Annotated in this window: 14 protein-coding genes; 9 read left to right on the plus strand and 5 right to left on the minus strand. The window is 74.9% G+C overall.

The features are described from left to right. Positions 1–50: 50 nt before the first annotated feature. A complete protein-coding gene (locus ACIQE0_RS01170; RefSeq protein WP_402328625.1) occupies positions 51–1226 on the minus strand; it encodes an STM4014 family protein in 1176 nt (391 codons plus the stop codon). Positions 1227–1382: 156 nt separating this feature from the next. Further along, positions 1383–2342 carry an STM4015 family protein gene (locus ACIQE0_RS01175; RefSeq protein WP_402328134.1) on the minus strand — a complete coding sequence of 320 codons (960 nt, stop codon included), beginning with the start codon at positions 2340–2342 and terminating at the stop codon, positions 1383–1385. A 180-nt stretch (positions 2343–2522) separates the two neighbouring features. Here ACIQE0_RS01175 and ACIQE0_RS01180 point away from each other — a divergent pair, with 180 nt between their 5' ends. Together ACIQE0_RS01180 and ACIQE0_RS01185 are read left to right on the plus strand one after the other, a co-directional pair. Then, on the plus strand, positions 2523–2849 hold the full coding sequence (locus ACIQE0_RS01180) for a hypothetical protein (protein ID WP_366330371.1): 327 nt from the start codon (positions 2523–2525) through the stop codon (positions 2847–2849). Between the two features lie 260 nt (positions 2850–3109). Further along, positions 3110–4090, plus strand: a complete 981-nt coding sequence (locus ACIQE0_RS01185) for a DUF6745 domain-containing protein (RefSeq protein WP_402328627.1) — start codon at positions 3110–3112, stop codon at positions 4088–4090. Here the strand turns inward: ACIQE0_RS01185 and ACIQE0_RS01190 are convergent. Next, positions 4066–4983 (minus strand): carbohydrate kinase family protein, encoded by a 918-nt coding sequence (locus ACIQE0_RS01190; RefSeq protein WP_402328136.1) that lies wholly within the window; start codon positions 4981–4983, stop codon positions 4066–4068. The two genes, ACIQE0_RS01185 and ACIQE0_RS01190, sit on opposite strands and share 25 nt — an antisense overlap. Before the next feature lie 313 nt (positions 4984–5296). Between ACIQE0_RS01190 and ACIQE0_RS01195 the strand changes: the two genes are divergently transcribed. From ACIQE0_RS01195 to ACIQE0_RS01225, 7 genes are all read left to right on the plus strand, one after another. Beyond that, a complete protein-coding gene (locus ACIQE0_RS01195) occupies positions 5297–5551 on the plus strand; it encodes a hypothetical protein (RefSeq protein ID WP_402328138.1) in 255 nt (84 codons plus the stop codon). Between the two features lie 303 nt (positions 5552–5854). Beyond that, complete coding sequence (locus tag ACIQE0_RS01200) at positions 5855–7063, plus strand: MBL fold metallo-hydrolase (RefSeq protein WP_402328140.1); 1209 nt, start codon at positions 5855–5857, stop codon at positions 7061–7063. A gap of 212 nt (positions 7064–7275) precedes the next feature. Then, on the plus strand, positions 7276–9228 hold the full coding sequence (locus ACIQE0_RS01205) for a sensor histidine kinase (protein ID WP_402328142.1): 1953 nt from the start codon (positions 7276–7278) through the stop codon (positions 9226–9228). Further along, complete coding sequence (locus tag ACIQE0_RS01210; RefSeq protein WP_366330367.1) at positions 9218–9667, plus strand: roadblock/LC7 domain-containing protein; 450 nt, start codon at positions 9218–9220, stop codon at positions 9665–9667. Before ACIQE0_RS01205 ends, ACIQE0_RS01210 begins: the two co-directional genes overlap by 11 nt. Then, on the plus strand, positions 9664–10074 hold the full coding sequence (locus ACIQE0_RS01215; protein WP_366330366.1) for a DUF742 domain-containing protein: 411 nt from the start codon (positions 9664–9666) through the stop codon (positions 10072–10074). Before ACIQE0_RS01210 ends, ACIQE0_RS01215 begins: the two co-directional genes overlap by 4 nt. Beyond that, positions 10052–10693 (plus strand): GTP-binding protein, encoded by a 642-nt coding sequence (locus ACIQE0_RS01220; RefSeq protein ID WP_402328144.1) that lies wholly within the window; start codon positions 10052–10054, stop codon positions 10691–10693. Before ACIQE0_RS01215 ends, ACIQE0_RS01220 begins: the two co-directional genes overlap by 23 nt. Beyond that, entirely contained in the window at positions 10690–11349 is a 660-nt protein-coding gene (locus ACIQE0_RS01225; protein WP_366330364.1) for a GAF domain-containing protein, read from the plus strand. The genes ACIQE0_RS01220 and ACIQE0_RS01225 overlap by 4 nt, the downstream gene beginning before the upstream one ends. 34 nt (positions 11350–11383) lie before the next feature. Here ACIQE0_RS01225 and ACIQE0_RS01230 read toward each other — a convergent pair whose 3' ends face one another. Both ACIQE0_RS01230 and ACIQE0_RS01235 read right to left on the minus strand, forming a co-directional pair. Next, complete coding sequence (locus ACIQE0_RS01230) at positions 11384–12619, minus strand: acyl-CoA dehydrogenase family protein (protein ID WP_402328147.1); 1236 nt, start codon at positions 12617–12619, stop codon at positions 11384–11386. 274 nt (positions 12620–12893) lie between these two features. Continuing rightward, on the minus strand, positions 12894–16106 hold the full coding sequence (locus ACIQE0_RS01235; RefSeq protein ID WP_402328149.1) for an amidohydrolase family protein: 3213 nt from the start codon (positions 16104–16106) through the stop codon (positions 12894–12896). Between the last annotated feature and the right edge of the window lie 31 nt (positions 16107–16137).

The raw sequence follows: 16137 nt of genomic DNA on the forward strand, positions 1-16137 counted from the left end.
CGCCCGGCGCCGCCCCGGGGGCGGCCGACGCGTCCGGAGCGGGGGCGGTGTCAGGGGCGTCCACGCAACGTTCCGTTCTCTTCGTTCTTCTGGTGCTTCTCGTGCCGCCGGCATACGGCGGCGACCTGCGCACCATAGGTGTCCAGGTCCTCGGCGCCACTGCCCGGCAGACCGGTCAACCGGGGCAGCAGATCCCCGAAGGCGTTCACCTCGCCCACCGCGAACCGCCGCCAGCCCGCCGCCGGCAGCAGGTCCACCCCCACGCACAGGGTGCGCGGGAAGCAGGCGGCGGCCGCCTCGCACACCGCGAGGGCATCGGACCAGCGGGCCCCCGACGCCTCGACGGCGGCCCGCGCGGCGTCCAGGTCGCCGCGGGCGCCGCCGAGGTGGAGGTTGGTCATCGGGGAGCGGCTGGTGCGCACCACGGCATGGGTCGCTCGGCCGGCCACGACCACCACGCGCAGATCGGCGGCCCGGCCGTGCTGCGCCGCCTTCGGAAGCCACCGCTCGATGTGCAGCCCGTCCGGGGCCAGCGCGTCCACGATCGCCGCGATCTGCTCCTCGCGGTCGTAGCGGCGCACCCGCAGGGAGTTGAACAGGCCGCTGTCCGGGGTGAGTTCGACCGAGGTGGTGGCGCGCAGCCGGCCCCGGCCGTCGCCCTCCAGGGCCACCACCCCGGACGCCGACGAGCCGTGCGCCGGCTTGAGGAAGGCCCGGCGCAGACCGGCGGACTCCAGCAGCGCCCGGACCTCCGACCAGCCGCCCAGGGCCGGCGCGGCCGGGCCCGACGTCGGGGACGCGGGCACCGGCACCCCGGCGGCCCGCAGCACCCCGTGGCAGCGCCGCTTGTCGAAGAGGACCGCCAGCTCGCCCGGATCGTCCAGCAGTACCGCCCCGCCCGCCGAGGCGGCCCGGGCGACCGCGCGCACCGCCTCGGTGAAGCGGGCGTACCACCGGGCGGTGCCGGCCACCGACGTCGGATCGGCCGCCCCCCGCAGCAGCCGCTCGACGTCGGCGTTCTCCCCCGGCGAGTCGATCCGCACGCTCTCGCCCGGGAGGAACTCGGCGCCCGTACGCAGCACTTCGGCCCATGGGAGCAGTCGCGGCGCGGGCAGCCCCGCGGCGCGGACCGCGTCGGCGAAGAGCGTCACCCGGCGGTTCTCGGGATTGCCGACCACGGCGAAGCGGGGCGGGCCCGCGGTGCCGGGTCGGTCGGCGGTGTGCAGGGGTGCCTCCGGACGGTCGGGGGTCCGGCGGGGCCGGACCCGGCTCAAGGGCGGCCGGCCGAGGGACGGAGCCGGCCGGGGGGAAGGACGGGACGGACGGAAGCCGCGGCCGCCCGCTCACGGACACCCGCGAACGTGCGCGCCGGGCCGCCCGGCCTACTCGGTGACCGCGGCGTACCGCCACACCTCCTCGCCGTCCTCGTCCGGCTCCTCGCTCTCGCCCATGACGACCTCGACGCCCTGCGCCGTCAGCGTCGTCCGCACCCGCTCGGCCATCGCGGAGGTGAGGTAGTGGTGCTCCAGGTCGAGCCGAGCGAGGTGGGTGAGCGGCTGGCCGGTGAGCAGCGCCTCGGCGCCGGCGTCGGTGAGCGTGCCCATCGACAGGTCCAGGCTCTCCAGCCCCGCGACGACGGGAGCCGAGGCGACGGCGGTGGCGATCTCGTCCTGGATCTCGCTGTTCTGCAACCCCAGGTGACGCAGGCGCGGGAAGCGGGCGCCGGACAGCGCCCCCGCCAGGTCGTCGATCTCGTAGTCGCCGCCGTACTCCGGTACGCCCAGCCACAGGACCAGCGACTCCAGGGCGGGCAGGTCGCTCTCGCAGATCCCGCGGACCGCGGCGGCCGGCAGCCCGCCGGACTCGAACCGCAGCTCCCGCAGCGCCTCGTGGCGCACCGCCGGGAACGCCAGCCCCTCGCCGCCGCGCACGCTCAGCCTCTCCAGCGCCGGGAACGCGGTGAGCAGTGGGGAGATGTCGGACTGCTGGATCCAGGAGATCTCCGCCTGCTCCTGTGCGATCTCGCCCAGGAAGAGCGCCCGCAGGCCGGCGAGCCGCTCCTTGGCGGCGACCAGGGCCGTGACGACCACCTCGGAGGTGTCGTCGTACGCCTCGCCCCACTGACCGACGATCAGCGCCCGGACGCCCGACAGGTCCACGGCCGCGGTGAACCGGCTCCAGAGCTCCTCGAAGCTGCCGTCCTCACCGTCTCCGTACGGATCGTAGGAGATCCGCCAGGCGACCGTGCCGGGCTCGGGGAGCGGGACCGGGGTGCCGGCGGGCTCCGGGAACGTGAAGACGGGCAACCCGCCGAACTCTTCGATGAACTCGTGAACGCTCATGGTCGCCATTCCTATCAACCACCACTGACAGTCCCGCCCGAGCCCACCCCCGTCGCGCCGCACTCTCATCGTTTCCGCAGGCCAGGGCCGATTGTCAGACCCTCCCCCTAACGTTTTCGGTAGCTCGCGACGCACGGCACGACCGCCGCGCGGCGGGCCCGGACGAGGGGAGCAACGGTCGTGTACCGACAGGGAGACGTACTGATCGTGCCGGTCGCGCCGACGGCGCTGCCGGAGCATGCGGCGGGGCTGCCGGACGAACCGCGCGACGCCCGCGGGCGGATGGTGCTGGCGCTCGGCGAAGTCACCGGCCACGCCCATGCGGTGGTCGGCCCCGGAGCGCTCAAGCACGTGACGGGGGAGTGGGGCCCGATGCTGCTGCACCTGCCGGACGGCGGCCGGGTGGTCCACGAGGAGCACGCCGCGATATCGCTCCCGAAGGGCTGGTACCGCGTGGTCCGCCAGCGGGAATACGTGCCCGGCTCGGTGCGACTGGTGGCGGACTAGGCCCTCTTGCACCAGATATCGGCCTGACGGGCACGGCCGGAGCCGGGGCCGGCAGCAGCACCGTACGGAGCGGCGTACGGGAACGAGCGCGGGAACGGAAGAGCGGGGAGAGCGGGGAGTTGGACGTGGCACAGGTGACGGTGGGGGAGAAAGTGACGGAGACGGAGACGGTGGTGGTGGCGGAAGCGGCGAACTCGGCGGCGTCGGCGGAAGCGGGCGGGACTGCCGGGGCGACCGTCGACGTCGAGGAGTGGCGCCGGGTGGCGGCTGCCACGGGGGCGGCGGACCGGGGTGCCGCCGAGGAGGGCGTGCGGCTGGCCTACCGGCTCGCCGGGCTGGTGGAGCCGGAGCGCGTGGAGTGGGCGGCCTCGCCGCGGGCGGCGGTGGCCCGGGTGCTCGCGGCGCCGCCGGGCGAGCTGGGCGCGAGCGTGCGCGACGCGGTCCGCAGCCGGCCCTGGGCGGCCGAACGGGACGCCCGGCACGCCGCGTTGGGACGCGCGTCCTGGAGCGCGCACTGGCAGCGCACCGGCGGCCGGCTGTGGGACACCACCCGCACACTGACCGAGCGGATGGCGCGGGGCGTCGTCGAGGAGCTGGCCGGGGCCGCGGAGGGCCCGGCCGCGGTGCGGCTGGCGCTGCTGGACGCGGTGCACGGACAACACGACGCACCCTGGCTGGCCGCGTTCGGCACGGCGGACGGGCGGCTGGCCGGACTCGCCGCGGTGGCCCGCAGCGCCGGCTGGTGGTGGCCGTACGAGAAGGTCGCCCTCGTCGCCGAGCGGCCGGCCGAGCTGCACCGGGACGAGGCCGGGCGGCTGGACCGCGCGGACGGCCCGGCGCTGGCCTTCCCCGACGGCTTCGCACTGCACGCCTGGCGGGGGATGCCGGTCCCGGCCGCCTTCCTGGACGAGCTCGCCGGCCTCACCCCGGAGCGCATCCGCACGGAGGAGAACGCCGAACTCCGCCGCGTCATGCTGGAGTTCTACGGCTACGACCGCTATCTGGCGGAGTCCGGGGCGCGGCCGCTGCACCGCGACGAGACCGGGGTGCTGTGGCGGATAGACCTGGCCGACGACGAGCCGGTGGTGATGGTCGAGGTGATCAACTCCACGCCCGAGCCGGACGGCACCCGCCGCACGTACTGGCTGCGGGTGCCGCCCCGGACGCGGACGGCGCGGGAGGGCGTCGCCTGGACCTTCGGGCTCGGCGCGGAGAGCTACGCCCCGGTGCGGGAGACCTGAGCCTGGGCGGCGGGCATCGGAGCCGGCGGGGGTGGCGAACTCTGCCCGGCGCGGAGGTCGTCCGGCCCGGCGAGGGCGGTGTGGGTGCCCGCTGCCGTGCAGGCGTGGGCACCCGCGACGGAGCCGAGCCGGGCGCACTCGTCCAGGTCCTGGCCCGTCAGCCGGCCGTAGAGGAAGCCGGAGGTGAAGGCGTCGCCGGCGCCGTTGCTGTCCACGACCGGCCCGGGCGGCACGGCGGGGGGCACCAGCCGCGGGGTGCGGTCCTCGTGCGTGAGGAGGTAGGCGCCGCCCGCGCCGGCGGTGGCGATGACGGCCTCGGCGCGCCCCTCGCTGAGGATGTCCCGCATGATCGACCCGATCCGCTCGCCGGCGCCCGTCGTGCTGAGGAAGACCAGCTTCGAGCGGAGCGCGAACTCGCGGTGGTGCTGGGTCAGGCCGTCCCAGTCCTGCAGGTCCGTGGAGACCGGGACGTCCAGCGCCTCGATGTCGTCGAAGAGGTAGCGGGCGAAGTGGGTGATCGACAGGTGGACGTGCCGGGTGCGGCGCAGAAGGGGGAGGTAGTGCTCGGGCGGCATGCGCAGATCGAGCGGGTCGCGGGCGTCGTAGAAGGACATCCGGCGGCCGTCCGGCGAGACGAGGTTGATGGCCCGGCGGGTGCCGTGCGGGGAGACCAGCGGGCGGAAGTCGACACCGCTGCCGGCCATCCGCTCGCGGACCAGGGTGCCCGGCGGGTCGTCGCCGAGGAAGTCCACGAATCCGGTGGTGAGTCCCAGCGCCGCGCAGCCGAGTGCGACACCGGTACCGGTGTGCCCGGCGCCCTCACGGATGGGCGGCACACGATGGCTGTCGGCGAACGGCATGGGCAGCGCGGTGACCCGCACGTTGGTGTCCACGCCCGATCCGCCGACGACGAGTACGTCATATGGCTCAGATACCTGCTGGAAGGTCACAAGCGTCCCTGAATCCCTTGCTGGTGAGACGAGTCCCGTGCTGGTGGGAGCGGCCGCGGCCGCGGTGCGCCCGCCGACGGGAGTCTAGACGCACACTCGCCTCATATCGGGATGTTCGGGACTGGTGTGACGCGTGGGAGGCACGGCGCCGAGAAGTCGCTGCTCACGTCCGGAGGGCGGGGGAGCGGAGGGTGAGTCGGCCGCCGCTCACCGCGCGTCAGGAGGGAGCGTGGGACGGGGTGCGCGGGACCGGCCGGTGAGCCGGTCATGGTGGGGACGGGGCGTCGGCACGGTGGGCCCGCGCCGAGTCTGCGGTCCCGACAGCGCCGAACTGCTGCTCTTCACCGACCGTGCGAACGCCACCGGCAACGCGCTCCATCAACGCGTCGGGTACCGGCGGCCGGTCGAGGACCACCTGGCCGTCGAGTTCGGCGCGGGGGAGCGGGACGGGGTGGCGGAGGGGCTGCCGGAGGTCGGGGGAGGGGAGGGCGCGGGGCCGCGCCGCGCCTGAGACGGGCCGTTCCGGACGGGTGCGTTCCGTGGCCGTCGCTGTGGTGGAGGCCGTTGGTAGAGGCCGCTCCCCCCGGTCGGCCGCGGCCGGTCGCGAGCCACCCGAACGTGGCGTTCACCTGGTGCTGTCGGCCGCCCCTCCGCCGTGGGGCGCGCCGGTCCGGGAATGCAGCGGACGGCCGCGTCGTTCGCACGGGGAGTGCCGGTGTCGTATCGGAGGCCGCCGTACGGTGGCCCGGCGGTGCCGGAACCCCGCGTTCGTGCGGTCCGTTGATCTTGTGACTGCCCCGACCATGGAGGTGCCGTGACCGCATCCCGCCCCCGCCCCGCACCACTGACCGCGCTGCGCCCCGCGAGCTTCGGCGCCGAGCCGACGGGGGAGCGGCTGGCGAGGATGCACAGCTCGCCGCAGTTCGTGGACGGCCAGTTCCGCAATCCGACCGCCACCCGGCGGGTGCTCCGCGGCGCCGCGCTGCCGATGATCCGTACGCAGCTCAACCGCGAGGGACGGCTGCGCAGGGCGCCGGTCGGACCGATCCCGGTGCACCGCCCCACCGCGGCGGACTGGGGCCGCCCGCCCGCCTCCGGGCTGCGGCTCACCTGGATGGGGCACTCCAGCGTGCTCGCCGAGATCGACGGACGACGGGTGCTCTTCGACCCCGTCTGGGGCGAGCGCTGCTCGCCGCTGCGCTGGGCCGGGCCCAAGCGCATGCATCCGGTGCCGGTGGCGCTGGCGGAGCTGGCCCCGGTCGACGCGGTGGTGATCTCGCACGACCACTACGACCACCTCGACATGCCCACCATCAAGGCACTGGCCGACTCCGGCGCGGTCTTCGTCGTGCCGCTCGGCGTCGGCGCCAATCTGGAGCTGTGGGGCGTATCCCCGGCGCGGATCGCCGAGTTGGACTGGCACGAGTCGACCCGGGTCGGCGGGCTCACCCTCACCGCCACGCCCGCCCAGCACTTCTGCGGCCGCGGACCGCGCGGGGCCCAGCACACCCTGTGGGCCTCCTGGGTCGTCGCCGGTCCCGAGCACCGCATCTACCACAGCGGTGACACCGGCTACTTCCCCGGTTTCGCCGAGACCGGGGCGGCGCACGGCCCGTTCGACGCCACGATGATCCAGATCGGCGCCTACTCCGACTTCTGGCCGGACGTGCACATGACTCCGGAGGAGGGGCTGCGGGCCCATCTGGACCTCCAGGGCGGGCAGCCGCGCGGAGTGCTGCTGCCGATCCATTGGGGCACCTTCAACCTCGCCCCGCATCCGTGGGCCGAGCCCGCCGAGCGCACGGTCGCCGCCGCATACCGGGCCGGGGTGGAGGTCGCCCTGCCGCCGCCGGGCCGGCCGTTCGAGCCTGCGGAGGTGCAGCTCGTGGAGCCATGGTGGCGTAGGGTGGCGCTACCGCCGATCCAGGGGTGGCCGAGTTGGCCGCCGGCGGGTCCCGCACCACGTGCCACCGCAGCCGTGGACGGAGCGGTGCCGACCGACCTGACCGAGCTCCCGACGTAGGTCGAGGCAAATGGGGCGGTCGGGGCGATGGTGTACCGCCCAACCGCCTTCGTTTGTACGGGGGTTCGGATCTTTTCGTGCACCCGTGCGGGCCATGCCTCCGCAAGGAGGTGGCGTGGGGTAGCGAAACCCCGAAGACGGTCCGAACCCCACCCCGGCAACAACTAGCGTGCGTCTCCGCGAACTGCCAACGGCCGATCCGGAGGGCACCGATGCCTACCGCAACCCCGCCGAGGACCGAGACGTCCCAGGAGGCTGCCAGGCCCCATGGGGGACGGCACGGCCGTTCGGCGTCCCCGGAGCCCGCGGCCGACGCGGCCTTACGGGCCCGCCTGGTCCGGCTCGCCGCCGTCCCAGCCCTGCTGACGGCGGTCCTCTGCGCGGGGGCCGCCGCGTTCGTGGTCCGCAGCGGCGGCGCCCGGCTCGGCGAGCGCGAGTGGGCGGTGCTGGTCGGCGGGCTCGGCGCGGTCTGCGCCGTCGTCCTGCTCGGCGGCCTGGCCGGGAACGCCGAGGCGCGTGCCCAGGCGCACCGCTGCGAACGGCTGCGCCAGGCGTGCGCCCGCGGCCAGGCCGACCTCGCCGACCTCCTCGAACAGGTCCGCAACGGCGTGTGGTTGCGGCCCCGCGTCGACCGGGAGCCGCTGCCGGAGCCCGGCGGCGAGCCCCTCGACCACCTCGCCCACGACCTCGCCGCCACCGGCCGGGCCGCCGAGGCCGCGCTCATCGAGGCGGTGGACATCGTCCGCAGCGACGCCACCGGCAACCAGCAGAAGCTGGAGGTCTTCGTCAACCTCGCCCGGCGCCTCCAGTCCCTCGTCCACCGCCAGATCCTGACCCTGGACGAGATGGAGTACCAGGTCGAGGACCCGGACCTGCTCAAGGGCCTGTTCGTCATCGACCACCTGGCCACCCGGATCCGCCGGCACGCCGAGAACCTCGCGGTCCTCGGCGGCGCCATCACCCGCCGCCAGTGGACCCGCCCGATCACCCTGACCGAGGTCGTCCGCTCCTCGACCGCCGAGGTCGAGCAGTACACCCGGATCAGGCTGGTGTCGCCCTTCGAGGGCACCCTGCGCGGCCACGCCGTCGCCGACGTCGTCCACCTGCTCGCCGAACTCGTCGAGAACGCCGCCGAGTTCTCCGACCCGGAGACGCCGGTCACGGTGCGGGCGCGGCACGTCACCGCCGGGCTCGCCGTGGAGGTCGAGGACCGCGGCCTGGGCATGTCGGCGGAGGAGCAGGAGCAGATGAACCGGCTGCTCACCGACCCCGAGCGGATCGACCTCACCGAACTCCTCGACGACGGCCGGATCGGCCTCTACGTCGTCTCCGCGCTCGCCCAGCGGCACGGCCTGGTGGTCCGCCTCCAGGGCAGCATCTACGGCGGCGTCCAGGCCGTCGTGATCGTGCCGCCGGAGCTGCTGGGCGCCAACTCGGCCGAGACCCGGGAGGAGTTCCCGGACGGTATGGAGGACGAGGAGACGGACCCGGTCCCGGTGCGCGGCCAACGGGCCTACGGCGACCGGTTCGACGACCTCCCCGACCGCCGCGCCCCGGCCGTCGGCCCCGCCCCCCGGGCCCTGCCCCCCGCCCGCTCCGCCGCCCAGGCCGCCCGCCGCCCGGTCCGCAGCCTCGCCTCGGCCACCGCCGCCAGCGTCGAGGCCGCCGCGACCGCCCCGCAGCACGCCTCCGGCCCGGCCGACATCCCGCCCGGCGCCCTGCCCGGTGGCGGCCACCCCGCCGACCACCACCCCACCGGGACCCGCCCGTTGGCCGCCCGCCCGGCCGACCCCGGCCCGGTGGTCCTGCCGCCCCCGCCACCGCCCCTCGACGACGGCGCCCGCCCCCGCCTGCCCCGCCGCGTCAAACAGGCCCACATCGCCCCCCAGTTGCGCGACGCGCCGGTCCGGCCGCCGCAGCGCGCCGACCCCGAACGCCTCCACGACCCCAACCTGATGGCCGCCTACCAACGCGGCTTCAGCCGCGGCGACCCCAGCTACGCGGCCGGCCTCACCGCCGCCGGCCGCCCCGCCCCCGCTCCGGCCCCCACCCCGGGCCGGGACGGCGGCGTCGGCAGCACCCCAGCCCCCCACCCGCTTTTCGCCCCCGACCACGAGGCCCCGACGGCCCGCCCCCGAGGAGACGACCCCGATCATGGTGAGTGATGTGCGCGCACAGACGGCCGCGGACTTCCGCGCCAATCAGCACACCGACCTTTCCTGGCTGCTGACCGGACTCGTCCAGCGGGTACCGCACACCCAGAGCGCCGTCCTGCTGTCCGCCGACGGCCTCGTCAAGGCCGCCCACGGCTTCGAACCCGACGTCGCCGACCACATGGCGGCCCTCGCCTCCGGCCTGTACTCCCTTGCCCGCAGCGCCGGTTCGCGCTTCGGGGAGGGCAGCGACATCCTCCAGGTCGTCGTCGAGATGGAACAGACCTTCCTCTTCGTCGCCGCCGCCGGATCCGGCGCCTGCCTGGCCGTCCTCGCCGACCGCGAGGCCGACGCGGGCGTGCTCGGCTACGAGATGGGGATGCTGGTCAAGAGCGTGCGGCCGTACCTGTCGACGGCCCCGCGCCAGCAGGCCCCGGCGGGTGGCCGTTGACCGTCGCGCTGCCCCGCCGGCAACGGCCGCTCGGCCCGGACGCACCCTGGGTCGACGACGTGGCGGGGCGACTGGTCCGCCCGTACACCGCCAGCAACGGCCGTACCCGCCCCACGGCGGACTTCGACCTGATGACCATGGTGCGGGCCACCGGCCGGCAGCCGGCCGGGCTCCAGGGGCCCGACTACGACCGGGTCCTGGGGCTGTGCGACGGGCCCGTCCCGGTCGCCGAGGTCGCCGCGCACATCCGGCTGCCGGCCGCCGTCGCCAAGGTGCTCCTCGCCGACCTCGTCGACTGCGGGGCGCTCACCGCGCGCACCCCCTCGGCCGTCGCGGCCGGCGCCGGCCCCCGTACCGACCGCGCACTGCTGGAGGCGGTGCTGCATGGACTTCGTGAGCGACTTTGACCCCCGGTTCCCGGCGGATCCCACGCCGCCGGAGGACCCCTGGTCCGATCCCTTCCCGACCGCGCTGAAGATCCTGGTCGCGGGCGGGTTCGGGGTCGGCAAGACCACCTTCGTCGGTGCGGTCAGCGAGATCGAACCGCTCAACACCGAGGAGCTCATCAGCCAGATCGGCGCCGGCACCGACGACCTGACCGGCGTCGAGGACAAGGCCACCACGACCGTCGCGCTGGACTTCGGGCGGATCACCCTCGGCCCGGACCACGTCCTCTACCTCTTCGGCACGCCCGGGCAGCACCGCTTCTGGTTCCTGTGGGACGAGCTGTCCCACGGCGCGCTCGGCGCGGTGGTGCTCGCCGACACCCGGCGGCTGGACCAGTCCTTCGCCGCGGTCGACTTCTTCGAGGGGCGCGGCATCCACTTCGTCGTCGCGGTCAACGAGTTCGACGGTTCCCACCGCTACGCGCCCGACGAGATCCGGGCCGCCCTGGACCTCGCCCCACAGGTCCCCGTCGTCCGCTGCGACGCCCGCCAGTGCGCCTCCGGCACCCGGGTCCTGGTGTCCCTCGTCGCCCATCTGCTCACCTCCCCTGTCCCTTCCGCCCTCCCGGAGCTGCCATGAACGTCCCCTTCGCGCGCTTCCCCTTCCGCTCCCGCTATCCGTCCTGGCACTATCCGACCTCCCAAGTCCCGGACTTAACCGAGGACCTGACACGGCGCCTGCTGATCACCCCGGAGGACCACGAGGCGCCGGCCCGGGTCGCCAGACTGCGGGAGCTGGGCATCGGCAAGGACCCGCTCCCCGCCTTCGACGACTTCGCCCGCAAGCTCGCCCGGACCACCAACACCCCCTACGCGATGGTCAACTTCATCGACGAGCGCGAGCAGTACTTCGCCGGCCTCTACGCCCCCGACCTCGACACCGCCGTCGAGCTGGGGCCGGCGCCGCCCAGCGGCCGCCCCGAGCGGGCCATGGCCCGCGACCACGGCTACTGCCCGTACGTCGTGGCGCGGCGCAAGGCGCTGGTGCTGGAGGACGTCTGCGACTACCCGCGGTTCGCCGGCAACCCCGTCGTCGACGAACTGGGCATCCGCACCTACCTCGGCGCCCCGCTGATCGACCGCACCGGCACCACCCTGGGCACCGTCTGCGTCATCGACCGCGAACCCCGCCCCTGGGGGCGCGAGGGGCTGTACACCATCAAGGCGTTCGCCGCCGAACTCGTGGAGCGGATCCACGAGATGGAGCGGCGGCAGCAGGAGGTCGACGCCTCCTGACCGGCCGGGCCGGCGGCGGGGCGGGGCCGCCGCGTCAGGACACCCCCGCCAACGCCTCGCGGTCACCGGGCAGTTCGTCCTCCACCGGCTTCCGCAGCAGCTCCGCCAGCCGGTCCGACCACTCGCCCTTCCCCTCGCCCAGCGCCAGTTCGCCCAGCCGCAGCAGCTGGATGTCGGAGGTGCCGGCCGGTGCGACGATGTGGTGCGCATCGCGCAGGAACCGCTCCACCGGGCGATCGGTGAACAGCCCGCAGGCGGCGTGGACGTCCATCGCGTCCCGTGCCGACTCCAGCGCCGACTCCACGTTCACCAGCTTGGCGTTCATCAACTCCGCGTCGCACGGCAGCCCTTGGTCGAGCAGGTGCACCGCGTGGTAGGCGGACAGCCGGGCGAGCAGCAGCCGGGACTGGATCCGGCCCAGCTTGAGCTTGATGGTGGGCAGCTGCGCGAGCGGGGCCCCGTAGCGCCGCCGCTCGGCGCAGAACGCGGTGGTCTCGTCCAGGACGGCCTGGTGGATGCCGAGCGAGACGGCGGTGAGGTTGGGCCGCCCGTACAGCACGCTGGAGGAGTAGGCCACGGACAGGCCGTCGCCCTCCTGGCCGAGCAGGTTGGCCGCCGGGACCCGGCAGTCGTCGAAGAACAGCTCGCCGAAGCTGAAGCCGTGCAGGCCCATCGCCGGCTGCTGGGGGCCGACCCGGAAGCCGGGGGTGCCGGACTCGACGAGGAACGCCGACAGGCCCCTGGAGCCCTCGCCGGTGCGGACCACCACTCCGTGCAGATCGCCGATGTGGCTGTTGCCGACGTAGATCTTCCGGCCGCTCAGGACGTAGTCGTCGCCGTCGCGGACCGCGGTGGAGGTCATGCCCAGCACATGGCCGCCGGACTGCGGTTCGGTGACCGCGATGGTCGGCAGGCAGTCGCCGGACGCGATCGCCGGCAGCCAGGTCTTCTTCTGCTCCTCGTTGCCGAAGTGGACGATCTTCGCCACGCCCAGCTGGGACGCCTGCACCATGGCGCCCATCGCGGCACTCACCCGCGAGAGCTCCTCGATGATCAGGGTCTTGGCGACGTGCCCGACGCCCATCCCGCCGTACGCGGGCTCCACCGTGGCGCCTATCCACCCCTGGCGGGCGATCAGCCGCGACAACTCGGGGCAGACGGTGCGGTTCGCCTCCAGCTCGGCGATCCGGGGGCGGACCTCGCGCTCGGCGAAGTCACGCACCTGGTGCCGGAGTACCTCATGCCGCCGGTCGGTGAAGTAGCGATGCAAGACGGGCCCTCCCCTGCGGACTGCTCACTGCGGACCGCTCCGCCTCTGGGCGACACGGGCGGTGCCGCCGCGGATCGTACCGGAAATGATCTTGACGCTGCGGTGTGCAACATCCGTTGGCATACCAGCTCCGGGTCGCGCAAAACCTCAACCGAGCGCATCCGTATGGCGACTTGGAGTGCGCGCACGCGCCGCGCAACCCTTACTCGGAGCGTGCTGCGACGCGGTCCCGCAACGCCGCGGAACCGCGCCACCCCGCGCCCCCCCCCGGGCGTCAGTGCCCGAGGTCGCAGCAGGAGTCCCGGCGCTGCTGCCGGCCCACCTCCAACCAGTCGGTTCCGGCCGCCGCGCGCACCGCCGGCCCACCCGGCTCCGGGAACGACTCCACCAGCGCCCGCTGCTCGTAGAGCCGCCCGCCCTTGAGCACCGCCGGGGTCCGCACCAGCGCCGCGATGTCCCGGAACGGGTCGCCGTCCACCAGCGTCATGTCGGCGAGCTTGCCGACCTCCAGCGTCCCCAGATCCCGCTCGGCACCGAACACCCGGGCCGGCAGCACCGTCGCGGTCCGCAGCGCCTCCACCACGCTCAACCCGCCCTGGTGCAGCGCCCGCAGCGCCAGATGCAGCGACAGCCCCACCGGCACCAGCGGCTGGTCCGTGCCCAGCGCCACCAGCCCGCCGCCGGCCAGGATCCGGCGGTAGACCCCGACCTCGACCCCGATGTCGGCCAGCTGCGCCTCCGTCGGCCGGCGCCCGGCGTTCTCCTGCACCACCGCGCTGTCCCACGGCGGCATCAGCCGGCTCACCCGCACGTCCTCGGCCAGCGCCGGATCCGCGCCGATCAGCGGCGACGCCGAGAACGGCGTGGCCAGCATCCGGAAGTCGCCGTGCGTGTAGACCTCCGCCACGTCCTGGTACGCATGCCCCGAAGCGGACACCGCGTGCCCGAACTCCAGCCGCTGCGTGGCCTGGAGGTGCGTCGTCAGATCCTGGCCCAGCTGCACGCCCGGGGTGAGCAGATGGCTCCCCGAACGCACCCCGAGCCGCTCGTGCGCGAAGCGGGCCGCCTCCTCCATCACCCAACCCGGCGCCCGTACATAGGTCTTGACGAAGTCCCAGTCCAGCGCCGCACCCCGGGCCAGCGACCGGCGCAGCCCCGCCGCCGTCCGGTGCGCCCGCCCCATGCTGTACGCCACCCGGTCGCCGTCCAGCAGCTCACCGCAGGTCAGCAGCCGCGGCCCGGTCAGCGCCCCGGTCGCCAGCGCCTCCCGCAGCCGCGCCTGCTCATAGGAGAAGCCGCCGCAGGACACCGTGGTGGTGATGCCGTACGCCAGTTGCAGCGCGGTCTGCCGCCCGCCGTAGGTGGTCTGCCAGGGGTGGGTGTGCGCGTCCCACAGCCCCGGCAGCACCGTCCGCTCCGCGGCGTCCACCCGGCGGGCGGTGCCGGCCCGGGACGCCCGGTGCGGCTCCACGGCCGTGATCCGCCCGTCCCGCACCACCACGTCGACGTCCTCGCGCACCGTGTCACCGGTGCCGTCCCAGAACCGGCCCGCGCGGACCACGGTGTCCCGGGCGCGCGCCGGCCGCTGCGTCAGCGCCACCGCAACGGTCCGCGCCGCACCGCCGGACACCGGGATCAGCCGCAGCTTCCCCGCCGACAGGTACAGCAGCGTCCCGGAGTCCCCGGACCACGACGGATGGTCCGCGGCCTCCTCGGTCAGCTGCCGCGGCGCGCCCGCCGGCGTCCCGTCCGGCCGCACCGGCAGCACCCACAGCGCCGACTCGGCGATCAGCGCCAGCCACGTGCCGTCCGGCGACCACACCGGCCCGGAGTCGTAGCGGTCGGAGATCGAGACATGCTCGGCGACCTCGTACAGCCGGTCCTTCCCGGTCTCCGCGTCGACGATCCGGATCACGTTGTAGCCCTCGCGGAACCGGCGGTTGAGCCGGTTGCGGTCGCACAGCGCCAGGAAGCGCCCGTCCGGCGACCAACTGGGCCGGCCCGGCAGCCCGCCCGCACCCATCGGCGCGGCCAGCACCCGCTCCGCGCCGCCCGCCAGCGTCCGCACGGCGAGATTGCCCGCCATGTCCAGCGCCGCCAGCCGGCCGCCGTCCGGCGACAGCGCCGGCTGCACCCGCCCGCCGGCCGCCAGCACCGTCTCCGCCCCCGAGTCCAGCTCATGGCGGCGCACCGCGAACAGCCCGTCCCGGTCGTCCGCGTACACCAGCGACCGCCCGTCCCGGGACCAACTCGGCGCGAGCACGTACCGGGTGGCCGCGGCGGCGGTGATCCGGCGCGGGGCGCCCCCGCCGGAAGTCGGCGCCACCCACAGGGAGTTGAGCGCGGCGAACGCGACCTTGCGGCCGTCGGGGGAGAGCGCCGGCAGATGGATGCCGCGGACCGGGCCGCCCGCTGTGCGCGCGAAGCCGTAGTCCTTGACGCGGTACCGCGGCCGGTCCAGCGGCAGCCGCGCGGCGAACGGGACGGTCTCGACCCGCTGCGGCGCGTCGGGCCGGACGATCCGGAACTGCCCGCCGACCGTCAGCAGCAGCTCCTCCCGCGACACCCAGCGCGGCGGCACCGGCTCCACGTCGCCGTCCACCGCCACCGCCGCACCGTCCACCACCAGCGTGCAGGTCGGTCCGGGAGCGTCGGTGGTGCGCAGGTACGCCAGCCGCCCGGCGGGGGACAGCGCGGGCACCATCACCTGCGCCGCGGCGGTCTCGGTGTGCTCGGTGCGCACCGGGCCCCGCCCGTCGGCGGGCACCGACGCCACCGTCCGCGAGACCAGCGCCGTGCCGTCCACCCGGCCGCGGACGAAGACGATCCGGGAACCGTCCGGCGACCAGCACGGATCGAAGTCCTCCCAGGCGCCGCCCTGATGGGGACCGTCCTGGCCGGGCAGTCCGGTCACCCGGGTCAGCCGCCCGGACGCCACCTCCAGTACCCACATCCGGTACGGGCTGCCGGCCACCGGGTCGCCGCCGCGCTCCGAGGCGAACGCGATCCGTGTCCCGTCGGGCGACCAGGCCGGCCCCCGGTCGTCCCAGGGGCCGTCGGTCAGCTGCGTCAGGCCCGAGCCGTCCGGGGCCAGCGCCCACAGATGGAAGTTGCCGCCCCGATAGGCGCAGACCGCCAGCCGGCGGCCGTCGGGGGAGTACACCGGGCGGGTGGGCTCCAGATCGGGCGGGGTCAGCGCCCGTGCCTGGCCGCCGCGGCGGGGCAGCGACCACAGGACGTTCTGCACCTCGGCGACCAGCCGGTCACCGGACGGGGCGAGGGTGGCCGCGCCGTTGGTGGCGGCGGTGAAGGAGAGCACCGTGGGCGCGCCCGCGGACGGGGCCACCGGCCCGGTCGCGGCCGCGGGGGTGGCGATGCCGGCGAGTCCGGTCGCGGCGGCGGCCGAGGCGGTGCCCTGGAGGAATCTGCGGCGGGTCAGCGGATAGCGCGGGATCGAGGGGTGTGCGGAGCGGTCTGCGGTGTCCAACGTTCCTCCTGTGAAAGGGGGTTGCGGAGCA

The organism is Streptomyces sp. NPDC093097 (assembly GCF_044754325.1).
Classification (GTDB): domain Bacteria; phylum Actinomycetota; class Actinomycetes; order Streptomycetales; family Streptomycetaceae; genus Streptomyces.